Source organism: Flavobacterium davisii, from assembly GCF_019565505.1.
In the GTDB taxonomy this organism is placed as follows: Bacteria; Bacteroidota; Bacteroidia; order Flavobacteriales; family Flavobacteriaceae; genus Flavobacterium; species Flavobacterium davisii.
The window spans coordinates 1,304,146-1,318,600 of the sequence record NZ_CP067378.1; the positions used below are offsets into that span (position 1 = coordinate 1,304,146).

The window sequence follows — 14,455 nt, forward strand, 5'->3', positions numbered from 1 at the left end:
CTTGTATCTTGAAAAAAATAGTGATATGAAAATATTCAAATTTGGTGGTGCCTCTGTTAAGGATGCAGCGAGCGTAAAAAATGTTTTTGATGTACTTCAAAAAGTAGGATATGAAGAAGTTTTATTAGTAGTATCTGCTATGGGTAAAACAACTAATGCCTTAGAAGAAGTTATAAAAAATTATTTTGAAAAATCGCCTCATTTAAATGCTTCTATTCAGGAAATTAAGAAATATCATCATCAAATTTTATTAGATTTATTTGATAATGAAAATCACGAAGTCTTCTATGATATTAATGAACATTTTGCAGATTTTGAATATTTTTTAAGAAGTAATAAATCACCAAATTATAGTTTTGTTTATGATCAAATTGTAAGTTTTGGCGAAATTATTTCTACTGCGATTATATCGCATTATATGAATTTTAAAGGAATTCAATCTCAATGGTTAGATGTTCGTAATTATATCAAAACAGACACCAATTATCGTGATGCAAATGTTGATTGGGAAAAAACACAAAAAGCTATTTCTAAAATAGCTAAAAAGAAACAATTATTTGTTACACAAGGTTTTTTAGGTTCTGATGAAAACGGTTTTACAACCACTTTAGGTCGAGAAGGATCCGATTATACAGCCGCCATTTTTGCTTATTGTTTGAATGCAGAAAGTGTTACCATTTGGAAAGATGTTCCGGGCGTTATGAATGCCGATCCTCGTTATTTTGAAAACACTAATTTACTTCATCAAATTTCGTACAGGGAGGCTATAGAATTAGCCTTTTATGGTGCCAGTGTCATTCATCCTAAAACCTTGCAACCCTTACAGCGAAAAGAAATTCCTTTATATGTTAAATCATTTATTAATCCATTATTAGCAGGAACCAGCGTAGCAAAAGGACAAGACCTAGAACCTAAGATGCCTTGCTTTATAGTAAAGAAAGAGCAGATACTACTTTCATTATCTTCAATAGATTTTTCTTTTATCATGGAAGAAAATATCAGTGAAATTTTTGCATTACTTCATAAATACAAACTAAAAGTAAGTCTTATACAAAATTCAGCTATTAGCTTTTCAGTTTGTGTAGAAGATAAATACAATCATTTTCAAGAAATAGTAAAAGTACTTTCAAAAAAATTTAAAGTTACATACAACGAAAACGTTGCATTGTACACTGTAAGACATTTTGATCAAAACGCTATTCATACAGTAGAAAAAGACAAAACCGTTTTAGTGAGACAAATGAGTCGTGAAACCTTACAAGTCGTTACAAAAGCGCAATAAATTTTCTAGCAACCTCTCTCTTTTCTGGGTTAACAAACGGAATGCAATAAAAATAATGGACTATTCTCCAACAAAACAAACGCATTCCACTCATTCCCTAAATAGATAGAAATAAGCAAAAACAATCGAGCTATGTGATGGTCTTCATCTATTGAAGTCCATCGCTTATAGCTTTTAGTGCAATAGTATTTCAATAATTGCAATATCTTTGACTGATCTGAGTTAATAAAATATGTTGCAAAGTCAAATTCGTTTCCTAATCTACTTTATGTGTTTTCCTCTCGTGTTGAAAGCACAGGAAACTTTGTACAAACATAAAAAAATGCCCGTAGCAAAACAGGCAATATCTATAGATAGTACTAGCATTAATCCTTCTCATTTTATTTTGTATGATAAAAACAATAAGAAAATAGATTCTACTTTGTATAAGGTAGATTTTGAAAAAGCTACAATTCAATTAGATTCTTCTCTAAAAAAATTAGATAGTATTTATATTGATTACCTAAAATATCCAAGTTTTCTTACTCGAAGTTATTCCTTTTATAACACCAAAAGACTCGTATCTTCTACTGATTCAGGTATTTTTTATAAAACAGAAAGTCATCTTGTAAACACATTCAAACCTTTTGAAGGATTAGATACATCAGGAAGTATTACTCGTGGGCTAAGTATAGGTAATAATCAAAATGCAACAGTTAATTCTAATTTAGATTTACAAATAATAGGCAAGTTATCAGATAAAGTAAGCATAAGAGCCTCTTTACAAGATAATAATATTCCCTTGCAAAACGGAGGCTATTCACAGAGATTAGACGAGTTTGATCAAATTTTTGTAGAGCTCTTTTCAGATAAATGGTCTTTGCGTGGGGGTGATTTATTTTTAGAAAACAGGAAATCTCGTTTCTTAAATTTTAACAAAAAAGTACAGGGCGTTTCTGCTCGTGTTAATTTGGGCGTTTCTCCTATTAATACAGAATTAGCTCTTTCAGGAGCTGTTGTTCGAGGACAGTATGCAAAAAGTACTTTTATAGGACAAGAAGGGAATCAAGGGCCTTATAAACTTCGCGGACCCAATGGGGAGTTATATGTACTCGTTATATCAGGATCTGAACGAGTGTATGTAAACGGAAATTTACTAGAAAGAGGAGAAAATAATCAATATACAATAGATTATAATGCAGGCGAACTGACTTTTACTTCCTTGTTTCCAATTAATTCAGAAATGCGAATTGTGGTGGAATATCAATTCTCAGAAAGAAGTTTTACCCGTTTTGTTACTTATGGAGGTGCTATCCATCAAGGAAACAAATGGCATTTAGGCGGTTTTGTATATTCAGAAAATGATGTTAAAAATCAACCACTTCAACAAAATCTATCTTCTGATCAAATTAAAATTTTAACAGATGCAGGGGATGATCCAATCTTAATGAATGCCCCTTCGGCTACTATAGAACCTTATACAGATAAGAAAATTTTATATAAAAAAATTTCTACAGGAACGACTATCATATACACATTTTCGAATGATCCAAAAGAAGTACTCTATCAAGTAAAATTTTCTTTAGTCGGAAAAAATAAAGGAGACTATATCGTAAAAGCTACTGTTGCTAATGGACGAATTTATGAATACAAGCCCCCTCTTGGAGGAATAAAACAAGGAGAATATGAACCTATTATACGATTAATAGCCCCTTCAAAATTACAAATAGCTACAATTTTAGGTGGTTATAAAGCTTCAGAAAAAACAGGAATAGACTTTGAATTGGCGGTCAGTAATCATGATTTGAATTTGTTTTCAGATTTAGACGATCAAAACAATAAAGGAATAGCGGGGAAATTTAATATTCGCCAAAAAATAATTTCTAAAAGAAACTGGGGGCTTACCTCTATAAATGATTTACAATTTATTCAAAAAGAATACAAAGCTATAGAGCGTTTGTTTGCAATTGAATTTGATAGAGATTGGAATTTAAAAGAGTCAATAGGTAGTCAACGATTCATTTCATCTGCTTTGCAGTTAGATTGGTCAAAAAAAAACAAGAGGGAAATACCAATTTGAAAACTTAGTTTTTTCAGAAAGCTTTACTGGCACAAGACATCTTTTTTTCAGGGATTCATCAAACCTCAAAATGGTTTATAAAAGAACAAGGAAGTTTGATGAATAGCCAAAGTAAGGAATTTAGATCCCAATTCTTGCGAAATCAATTGTATTTAAAATATAAATTTTACAAAAATTGGATTGGTGGTAGTCAACGATTAGAAGATAATCAAGAAACTATAAAATCAACCATGAAATTAACCAAACTAAGTCAACGTTTTACAGAATGGGGAGCATTTTTAGGCAGAGGTGATTCAACTAAAGTATACGCTGAAACAGGTATTCTTTATCGTTTAAATGACTCTTTACAATCAACCGTATTAAAACGGGTAAATCGTTCATCTTCCTATTATTTAAATTCTAAACTAATTCAGAATAACCAAACCGATTTATCGATTTTTATTAATTATCGTACATTAAAGTTTGAAGGCAATAAGAAAAATGAATCCTCTTTAAATTCAAGATTACTTTATAATCAGCGTTTTTTTAATGATTTTATTCAATACGGATTAAGTTACGAAACACTCTCAGGAAGTATTCCTCAACAAGAATTTAATTTTATAGAAGTAGAACCCTCAAAAGGGGTTTATGCTTGGAATGACTATAATAAAAATGGCATTCAAGAACTACAAGAATTTGAAATAGCACAATTTCCTGATCAGGCAAAGTATATAAAAGTATTTTTACCCAATCAAAATTTTATCAAAACACATCAAAACAAATTTTCTCAGTCTATAACACTAAATCCTTTTTATTGGACAGATAAAAAAGGATTTCAAAAAATTCTGTCTTTCTTTTATAACCAAACAAGTTTTTTAATAGACAAAAAAGTAAAAAAAGAAGGAGAACGATTTGATTTCAATCCTTTTGAAAGTTCAAAAGATCAGTTATTAGGACTTACCTCTAATATACGAAATAGTTTGTTTTACAATAAAGGAAAACAAAATCATTCTGTTGTATATAATTTTATAACCAACGAAATAAAAAGTTTATTAGTAGCAGATGAAATAAAAAACACTAATATCAGTCACCAATTATCCTATACCCATTTATTAAAAAAATATTGGTTACTTAATATTAGTGGGAGTATTTCTGAAAACAAGGTACATTCCGCCAGTTATTTAAGTAAGAATTTTCAACTTATAGAAAAACAATTTGAAACAAAAATAGGGTATTTATTTTCAAAAAATACAAGTATTAATTTGTTTTACGAAATTCAGAAAAAAAGCAATAAAATAGGAATGTTTGAAAGTTTATATCAAGATCGTTGGGGATTTTCATTTAATGTTGCAACGCTAAAAGGCTTTATATTAAATGGAGAATTGGTTTATATTAACAATCGTTTTGAAGGCAATTCTTTTTCTCCTGTAGGTTTTCAAATGCTAGAAGGCTTACAAGTCAATAAAAATTTAACTTGGCGTGCACTACTCCAAAAAAATCTTACGCAATATTTAGACATTAATTTAAATTATCAAGGAAGAAAAAGTGAGACTTCTCAAACTATACATACAGGTAATATTCAATTACGGGCTTTCTTTTAACAAAGTTTATCGCGAAATTTAGGTTTAACTTCGTTCAGCCACTTTGTTCTAACTGAACAAAGTAAGCTGACGAAGAAAACAGATATCGTTTTAATCATGAGGTAACAATTTAAATAGTAAATTGTTTCTTCTAAAAGAGTCTCATTCAAAAAAGATTAATTAATAATAAGCTTATTGTTATAAATTTTATCACTTGTTTCAATTCTATAAAAATAAACACCTGCTTTTATAGAACTATCTAAACTAATTTTATTGTCATAAACCAGTTTTTTTACTATTAATTTCCCATTACTATCATAAAGAGTAAATATCAATTCAGTATGAATACCATCAATTACTAATGGTTCGCCCACTACTGTTGGATTAGGATAAACAGTTAATATTTTTTGAGAATCCGTTTGATTTGTTTCTAAAAGGATTGAAGAATATGTACTACTAGCACTAGTTCCTGCTACATACAGTTGGTTAGATTGATTTATAGAGGTTCCAGAAAAACTTATGGTTTGACCATTTAAAGCGGTAGCTATTCCATTTTGTGTCCAACTAGATTGTAAATGTCCGTTACTAATTCTTTTAAAAAGAATAAGACTGGAAAGATTAGTAGCAGAAATACTAGATACAGGAGTTAAATCTATAGAAGAAAGTCCTGAAAAGGATGAATTAGTTCCATAATTATCTAAAATCCAGTATTCATTACCATTTGACTCAGTCGTAGGAGTTTCATTAGGGGAAACATTTAGTTTAGATACCACAACTTTTCCATTAGGAACTTGTCCTGTAAAGTTAAGACTAGCATTAACTGATGAAAAGTTATAGATACCCGTGTTATTTATTGATAATAATTGACTACTACCTACGCCTATTGGAGCCGTTGATGTTGGAAAGGATATTGTGTTAGAAACCGTTAAATTATTAGCGTTTACTTTGTCATAAACCAATCCATTATTTATAGTGTTATTAAATTGATAATAGGCAATTAAATTAGGATCGGTTACAGCAGGCCTAATCAAGTGTCTATTTAAATAAATTTCATCATCCGTTAGAGCTCTATTCCAGAAAGTAAATTCTTCCATCTGTCCTTTAAAAGTCCTATCATTTCTACCATAGTCTTTCCCTAAAATGATTTTATTTAAGATAGTGGCTCCAAAAGCACCTGTTATAGACCAGCTTTTATCATTTACAAAGAGGGTTATTTTAGTAGGTGTAATTCTAAAAGCAACAAAACTCCACTGATCAGCAGGAGCATATAATCCTGTTGCATAATTGTAATATCCACCATTAAAATGAAAACCTATTTCATTATTAGAACTTCTAAAATTTAATAGCGTTCTTTGTTTATCTCCGAAACAAGCAATTCCAGCCCAAGAAACTTGTGTGCCATTTGGTTTTATCCAACCAGAAAAAGTTAAATCGGTTGTGGATCCATAACTCATGTCGTTAGAAAAAATAGATTGAGTATCCGAGTTCATTTCTAAGACCTGTTTTGACGGACTTTCTATAGCACAACTAGAAGGCAAAACTTCTATCATGTTTTCTACCGTTTTTGTACTGGTACGACCATCCGCATCTGTTATAGTTAGTGTAACATTATAACGACCGAGTGTAGCGTATGTTACTAAAGGATTACGAATAGAGGTAGAGGAAACACTATTTGCGCCGAGGAAAACTCCAATCCCATTTAGCACCTGTGTGATTTAGAACTGAGTAATCATCAAATTGAATTACAGTTCTACTACAATCAATGGATTGATTAGAAACCATCGGTTGTGCCACAGGTACACTTTTTTCAAAAAGAGGCGATTTCCAAAAACCACGTCTAGAACTAATTCTTACTTCACTACTTTTATAAAAAGGTTTTATTCCTATTAAACGCAGACCAAGTGGTAGTCCTGTATTAAACAATTCCCAATCGGTCATACTAGAATTCCTATAGTAAATTTTATTAGTACCAGCTACCGCATAATAAACCCCATCATTTGTTCCTAATTGAGGAGCTATATAATAACAACCTAAATTTTGAATAGTAGGAGTTGTTAGATTGATCCAAGTGTTTCCTAAATCTAATGATTTGAACGCTTTTCCAGTTCCACCACCAAATCCTATGAAAAGTGTATTATTTTCATTCATACTAAAATATAATCGACCATCTGTGTTAGGAAGATTTATTAGAGTCCAATTAAGTCCACCATCTAAGGTCTTCCATAGTTTAGCTATAGAACCTGATCTATGAACTACAAAAATTATATTAGGATCTAATCTAGAAACTTCTACCGCATATACTTTATCTGTACTAACTCCAAATTCTTTAAGCAATGTAAAAGAGCTTCCGCCATCTAAACTTTTCCATAATTTATTATCCTTTGTTAAGTATAAATGATTATAATATCTAGGATCATACGTTATTTGCCCCCTTACGTCAGGAAAAACGGATTCATTCGGAAACATACTTAATCCGTTGGTCCATTGTACAGGAGTGGCAAAATCTTTGGATATTTTATACGCTGAAATATCAGAGTGATATACTTTTAAGTTATCTCCTAAAGCAACATAACCGGTTGAAGATTCGCCTCCTCCCAATGAAATAAATTTTCCATCGCCATAATTAGCATGATATACTGCATTTCCATTATGATAACGACCCGAGGTTACTACGTCTTCATTCCATCCTTGACCAAATCCCCAATTATCAGAGGATATAATTCCTTTATTTAATCCTTTAATGATGTTTAAATTACTATCATATAAGTCAACCCCACCATCTGTAGCTACAAATACATCATTGCCATTTATTAAAATATCCTGATGATCGGGATGGCGATAATAAGAAGGACAATTATCACAAGCGTATCCTCCCCATCGTGTGTATGTTTTTCCTCCGTTTTCACTTTTAAAAAGATTAAGCATGCCAATTAAAAATTTATTAGGATCTGTATCCGACACGTCTATTGCCAAATTATAAAATCCTTGGTCGTAAGTACCTCCATTCGTTCCAAAACTAGAAAAACACCAATGATCAGCACTATAAGGCCCTCCGAGATTATTATTAGGTACGCCATCATTGTTTTGATCATACGGTAAAGTCCAACTGTCTCCCGTGTTATCACTTCTGTATACACCTATAAAATTAGCGTCTGTTGCTTGGTTTTCTACATTACCTAGCATAATTACATATATTCTATTTCCATCTGCTTTTGTAAGTCCCATTCGAGCTCCCCCTATAGAACTTGTTGCAGTAGGAACAAACCATCCTTGGCTTTTCAGAGAAAAAGTATTACCTGCATCAGTAGATTTATAAAATTCAGTTAATTTTAGTGTATTGTTTGATTTTAACAAAAATACAGTATTTGGATCGTCAACCTTAAATTTTACATCCCAACAGCTTTCTGTAAAAACTTGTGTCCAAGTTGTTCCTCCATTAGTTGATTTGTATAACCCCTTATTACCAGCAGCAAAAACCAATTGGTTGTTTTGTGGACTAATGGCAAATTCATAAATTCCTAAACCACTAACGTTCAGTACTGAATTCCAAGAATATCCCCCGTCAGCTGATTTATATATTCTGGAACTCGAAGCTACAAAAACATTATTTTCATTAGTAGGGTCAATTTCAACACATGAGGTATCATCATTAAAGTAATCCCCGCCAACTAAAAACCAATTTTCTCCTTTATCGTTACTTTTAAATGTACCACTTGTTTCTGTAACACAAAATAAGACATTAGGATTTGAAATAGATTGCGCAACAGAATACACATTGGCTTGATGTGACTCTGTTTTCGTACCGCCATTATTATACGTATTTATAGGCCCTATAGGAGTCCAACTAGAAGTACTTATAATTCTATTACGAATCTCTTTTTTATTTTTTTCAGTCATATTATCTCTGGGGATAATATCTCCTTTTTCATTTATCCAGTTATTAGTATAAACGTAATTAATGAAATGTTTATAGTTTTGAGTGTGTATTGTTTTAATGAAATCATGCTTTTGATAATAAAGATTGTATTCTTTTTCTATTTCATAAAGATTAGGATTTTCTCCATACATAAGCTGTACCCATTTGGGATCCTCTTTTTGTATAGGAATTAAAGATTTAAATAAATGTGGAAATTTAGGTTTGGGTTCATAAAAAGTAGAATTTTGAGAATAGCCTATGTTGGCCAAAATCAAAAATAAAATAAGATACAGTTTTTGTTTCATAAGTACTTGTAGATTTGAAAGGGTTAAAAGTTTTGTTTTTTTGCAAACCAAAAATATTTTTAATTTGCTTTGATACAAATTTAATAAAAAGTTAAGTTTTTGTTAAAAATATTTTTTATATATTGCTTATGAATATAAAACAGGTGTTTATGAAAAAAATAATGTTATTATGTTTGATATTTGTATTATCAAACACATTTGCTCAGGAAACAGAGAGTAAAACTAAAAAGTCAAACAAATCTGAGACTACAAAATTAGAAAAAACAAAAAAAGAAGTAATTCAAGCAAAAAATGAAACGGAATTAACAAAAAAAGAAAACAAAGCCTCCGTAAAAGAAAAAGCAAAAGAGGAAACCAAACAAAAGAGCACAAAAAAGAAAAGGAAATAAAGGTTTCTAAACCTACTAAAAAAGAAAGAGAAACAATAGAAAAAGTAAGTTCTAGTTCTAAAGATAAAATGGTAGGAAAATACAAAGATCGTCCAGTATATGAAGGTCCTAGAGGCGGTAAATATTACATTAATAAAAATGGAAATAAAACCTATCTAGATGATGACCAAGTAAAATAAAAAATAGAAAATGTTCAAAAGCAACCACTTAATAGTTATTCCGTATTTCAACCTAAAAGGAATTTCATTGTTAAGTTATGTCATTTTTTTATTAAAATCTTCTTTTAATCAATTGAATTAAAGGATCTAAACAAAGTCAAATGATAAAATCATTCGCTTTTGAACATTTTCTTTTTAAAATAGATCTATAGTTTTTTTCGATAAATTAAATTTATTTAGTTTCTATGTTTAATTTTGCAATGTTTAACTTGATGAATTCAGATTGTTGGGTATTGTAAAGATGAAAAGAAATGTAATTTATTTAGGAATAATACTCTTTCTATTAATAGCTTGCCATAAAAAAGCTCAAAAAGTAATTGTACCTAAAAAAATTATAACCTGCTTAGATTCTAAAATAACTCAAAATGCAATAGTCTATCAAGTTAATATAAAAAATTATTCCGCGGAAGGAAGCTTTAACGCTTTTGCTAAAGATATTCCTAAGTTAAAAGCAATAGGAATTAAAATTATTTGGTTAATGCCTGTTCAAGAAATGGGCCATTTTAAAAGAAATATTACAAATATCACTACGCCTAAAAAAATAGAGGATACTGTAACCAAACAAATTTTAAAAGGGAATCCCTACGTCATTAAAAATTATAAAAAAATAGACCCTAATTATGGCTCAGACACGGATCTTAAAAAAATAATAAAAACAGCGCATACTAATGGTATGTACGTAGTTTTAGATTGGGTAGCCAATCATACTGCTTGGAACCATGATTGGATTACGTCACATCCTGATTTTTATCTGAAAAATAAAAAAGAAATTCTCCTTACTCCTTATCATTGGATAAACGTTGCAAAATTAAATTATACTTCTTCTGATTTACATTTTACAATGATAAATGAAATGAAGTATTGGATACAACAATTTGATATAGATGGTTTTCGTTGTCAAGTAGCTTCAGAAGTTCCTACCTTTTTTTGGGAACGAGCTGTAAAAGAACTCCGAAAAATAAAACCCATTTTAATGATAGCCGAAGCAGAAAAAGAAAGTTTATTAAAAAACGCTTTTGACATACAATATGCTTGGGAAGCACACCATATTTTAAATAGCATTGCCCAATCCAAGATGAATGTCCTAGATCTTGATCGTTATTTAGAAAAAGAAGAAAATAACTTTCCAAAAGACAAAATGCGTTTGCATTTCATCACAAATTATGATGAAAATATTTGGAATGGTACAGAATACAAAAGAATGGGACAAGCTGTAGAAGTTATGACAGTACTAACTTATATATTAAATGGGATTCCATTAATTTATAATGGTCAAGAATATGATTCTCACAAACAATTCCCTCCTTACAAGAAAGATACATTATTGCATACAGAAGGAAGAATGATGCCTATTTATAAAAAATTAGGTACGCTAAAAAAAGCATACCCCTTTTTAAATACAGGAAAAGAATCTGCTACTTCTATTCGGATTCATACAAATAACGATCGTGTTTTTTGGATGTGTAAAAGAGAAAAAAAGAATAGAAAACTTTTCTTTATAGCAAATTTATCTTCTGAAAAACAAAATTTCAAATGGCCTATCACAGGATGTTTTAAAGATTTTTTTGAAAATAAATTAATAGAAATTAAAAATACATCAGCATCTACTTTTCAACCTTGGCAATATAAAATTTTAATAAGTCCATAAAAATCACAAAATTTAATTTACCCTTTTTGTATGCTAAAAATAGGCCATAGAGGAGCAAAAGGTCATAAAGCCGAAAACACAATCGAATCTTTTTTGAAAGCTTTTGAATTGGGAGCAGATGGTATTGAATTAGATGTACATCTTTCATCTAATGGTCAAGCAGTGGTAATACATGATCCAACCATAGATAGAACCATTAAGAACGCATCAGGATATGTAAAAAATTTCACCACAAAAGATTGTAAAAAAATGGGGATCCCCTCATTAGTAGAAGTCTTTCATATATTACCAAAAAATGCGTTTCTTAATATTGAAATAAAAGAAGTATTGGCAACAAAAGTTATAGCAGAAAAAATAGAAGAATGGGTAAGATTAGATAAAATCCAATATAAAAATGTCCTCGTTTCTTCTTTTTATTGGGAAGCATTAGAACAAATAAAAAAAATAAATCCCAATATCATTTTAGGCGTATTAGCAGATACAAATGCGTATCAAGCATTTGAATTTGCAAAAAAATAGGCGCTCATTCTATTAATTTATGGTTTCAATTACTAACAAGCGATTTGATACAATTAGCCCACGATCATCAAATTCAGGTTCATGCTTATACTGTAAATTCTTCAGAAGATATTATTTTTGTCAAAAAAATGGGAGTCGATGCCATTATTACCGATTACCCCGATAGAATATGATAGCAAATTACGATATAGTAGTAATAGGAGGAGGAGCCTCTGGTTTTTTTTCGGCAATTAATATAGCCGAAAAATTTCCACAATTAAAAATAGCTATTTTAGAAAGAGGAAAAGACGTACTATCCAAAGTCCGTATTTCAGGAGGAGGCCGTTGTAATGTAACCCATGCCTGTTTTGTTCCTAATGAATTAGTTAAGTTTTATCCTCGTGGTGAAAAAGAATTAAAAGGCCCTTTTAATCAGTTTTGCAGTGGCGATACAATTGAATGGTTTGAAAAACATGGAGTCACTTTAAAAATAGAAGAAGATGGCAGAATGTTTCCCATAACAGACAGTTCACAAACTATTATTGATTGTTTTTTATCAACCACTAAAAAATTAAAAATAGAAATATTTACAAATCATAGTGTACAAGAAATTTTTCAAGGAGAAGATTATTGGAAAATAACCACCAATCAGCAAGCATTCAAAACAACAAAAGTAATTATGACTACAGGTAGTAATCCTAAAATTTGGGACTTACTCCAAAAGTTAGGCCATACAATTATAAATCCAGTCCCTTCTTTATTTACTTTTAATATAAAGGATGAGCGAATTAAAGATCTAATGGGAGTATCAGCTCATGCCGCAGTAAAAATAAAAGGAACTAAACTTAAAGCATCAGGTCCGCTACTAATAACGCATTGGGGATTAAGTGGTCCCGGAATATTACGACTCTCAGCTTGGGGAGCAAGAAATTTATTCGAATTAAATTATCGTTTCGTTTTACAAGTAAATTGGTTAAATGATTTAGATTTTGATACCGTTCTGGAAGATTTAAAAGAAATTAAAGAACAAAATTTAAAACGATTAATAAATAAATTTTGCCCTTTTGACTTCCCAAAAGATTATGGGAAAGTTTGTTAAAGGCATCGTATATCCAACCTGACACCAAATGGGCTGATTTATCTAAAAAACAATTAACAAACTTAGTACAACAACTTACCCAAGCTGAATTTATAGTAAATGGTAAAAGCACTTTTAAAGAAGAGTTTGTAACCGCAGGAGGAATTGATTTGAAAGAAGTAAATTTTAAAACAATGGAAAGCAAACACCTTAAAAATCTTTATTTTGCTGGAGAAATTCTTAATATAGACGCTATAACAGGCGGATTTAATTTTCAAAATGCTTGGACAGGCGGATTTATTATTGCTAAAAATTTAGAATTCTAGTTTGTATATAAAATGTATCTTTGCCTCCTAAAAAATCGAAATATGTTTTCTGAAAAAGATTTTGTTGTATCGGATTATTCCATCACATTCACCGAGGGAGATAGTCAGTGGAGTGCTCCAAGTAATATAGCATTAGTAAAATATTGGGGGAAAATAGGGAAACAATTACCCGCTAATCCATCTATAAGTTTTACGCTTAATAATTGTAAAACGATCACAAAACTTTCCTTCGTAAAAAAGCAAAATACCGATACCTTTTCTTTTGATTTCTTTTTGAAGGAAATCCTAAAGAAACATTTAAACCCAAGATTCAAAATTTTTTGGAAAGAATATTAGATTATTGTCCCTATTTAAAAGAATTTCATTTTATCATAAACACCTCTAATACATTTCCTCATAGCTCAGGTATTGCTTCTTCTGCATCAGGAATGGCGGCATTAGCTATGAATATTATGAGCCTAGAAAAATTAATCAATCCCTCTATGCCAGATGAGTACTTTTTTCAAAAAGCCTCTTTTCTAGCAAGATTAGGATCAGGGAGTGCTTGTAGAAGTATAAAAGGTAAAACAATAATTTGGGGAGAACATACTGATACACCCAGTAGCTCAAACTTATACGGTATAGAATTAGAAGATTTACATCCTATTTTTCATAACTATCAAGATACCATATTACTAGTAGATAAAGGAGAAAAACAAGTATCCAGTACAGTAGGACATGATTTAATGCACGGACATCCGTTTGCCACACAACGTTTTGCACAAGCACACCAAAATCTAACCCGCATTAAAGAAACCCTCACAAAAGGTCATCTAGATGATTTTATAAAAATAGTAGAAAGCGAAGCACTCACATTACATGCTATGATGATGACTTCTATGCCTTATTTTATTCTAATGAAACCCAATACATTAGAAATCATTAATAAGATTTGGAATTTTAGAATAATTACTCAAATTCCTGTTTGTTTTACACTCGATGCAGGAGCTAACGTACATATACTGTACCCAATAAACGTAAAAGATCAAGTTTTAGAATTTATTAACAATGAATTAATTATATATTGTCAAAATCGTCAATATATTTGCGATCAAATAGGTATAGGTGCAGTATTAATATAATTCGTATCTTTACAAACACTCTATACAAACAAATAAATCCTTGTTTAGGGAATTAT

9 protein-coding genes and 2 pseudogenes are annotated in these 14,455 nt (G+C 30.5%); 9 read left to right on the plus strand and 2 right to left on the minus strand.

What is annotated here, in order from left to right:
- Positions 1–25 precede the first annotated feature (25 nt).
- From JJC05_RS06395 to JJC05_RS18030, 3 genes are all read left to right on the plus strand, one after another.
- Entirely contained in the window at positions 26–1,282 is a 1,257-nt protein-coding gene (locus tag JJC05_RS06395) for an aspartate kinase (RefSeq protein ID WP_105196320.1), read from the plus strand.
- Between the two features lie 232 nt (positions 1,283–1,514).
- Positions 1,515–3,341, plus strand: a complete 1,827-nt coding sequence (locus JJC05_RS18025; protein WP_309597429.1) for a DUF8818 domain-containing protein — start codon at positions 1,515–1,517, stop codon at positions 3,339–3,341.
- A 98-nt stretch (positions 3,342–3,439) separates the two neighbouring features.
- Positions 3,440–4,921, plus strand: coding sequence for a hypothetical protein (locus JJC05_RS18030; RefSeq protein WP_309597430.1), 1,482 nt, complete (start codon positions 3,440–3,442; stop codon positions 4,919–4,921).
- Positions 4,922–5,076: 155 nt separating this feature from the next.
- On the opposite strand, the gene JJC05_RS06405 is transcribed toward JJC05_RS18030, so the two are convergent.
- The gene (locus JJC05_RS06405; protein WP_235878595.1) at positions 5,077–6,606 is read right to left on the minus strand and encodes a LamG-like jellyroll fold domain-containing protein; all 1,530 of its coding nucleotides are present in this window, start codon (positions 6,604–6,606) and stop codon (positions 5,077–5,079) included.
- Complete coding sequence (locus JJC05_RS06410) at positions 6,569–9,121, minus strand: beta propeller repeat protein (RefSeq protein ID WP_235878597.1); 2,553 nt, start codon at positions 9,119–9,121, stop codon at positions 6,569–6,571. The genes JJC05_RS06405 and JJC05_RS06410 overlap by 38 nt, the downstream gene beginning before the upstream one ends.
- Before the next feature lie 149 nt (positions 9,122–9,270).
- Here JJC05_RS06410 and JJC05_RS16890 point away from each other — a divergent pair, with 149 nt between their 5' ends.
- The 6 genes and pseudogenes from JJC05_RS16890 (at position 9,271) to JJC05_RS06440 (ending at position 14,399) form a co-directional block, all read left to right on the plus strand.
- Entirely contained in the window at positions 9,271–9,510 is a 240-nt protein-coding gene (locus tag JJC05_RS16890; protein ID WP_258929576.1) for a hypothetical protein, read from the plus strand.
- A gap of 459 nt (positions 9,511–9,969) precedes the next feature.
- On the plus strand, positions 9,970–11,376 hold the full coding sequence (locus JJC05_RS06420) for an alpha-amylase family glycosyl hydrolase (RefSeq protein WP_127823539.1): 1,407 nt from the start codon (positions 9,970–9,972) through the stop codon (positions 11,374–11,376).
- 30 nt (positions 11,377–11,406) lie between these two features.
- Positions 11,407–11,895, plus strand: coding sequence for a glycerophosphodiester phosphodiesterase (locus JJC05_RS06425; RefSeq protein WP_235878599.1), 489 nt, complete (start codon positions 11,407–11,409; stop codon positions 11,893–11,895).
- A gap of 11 nt (positions 11,896–11,906) precedes the next feature.
- Positions 11,907–12,068 carry a glycerophosphodiester phosphodiesterase gene (locus tag JJC05_RS06430; protein ID WP_374226355.1) on the plus strand — a complete coding sequence of 54 codons (162 nt, stop codon included), beginning with the start codon at positions 11,907–11,909 and terminating at the stop codon, positions 12,066–12,068.
- A pseudogene (locus JJC05_RS06435) lies at positions 12,065–13,278 on the plus strand (BaiN/RdsA family NAD(P)/FAD-dependent oxidoreductase). Before JJC05_RS06430 ends, JJC05_RS06435 begins: the two are co-directional and overlap by 4 nt.
- A 42-nt stretch (positions 13,279–13,320) precedes the next feature.
- Positions 13,321–14,399 (plus strand): annotated as a pseudogene (locus JJC05_RS06440) (diphosphomevalonate decarboxylase).
- Positions 14,400–14,455: the final 56 nt, after the last annotated feature.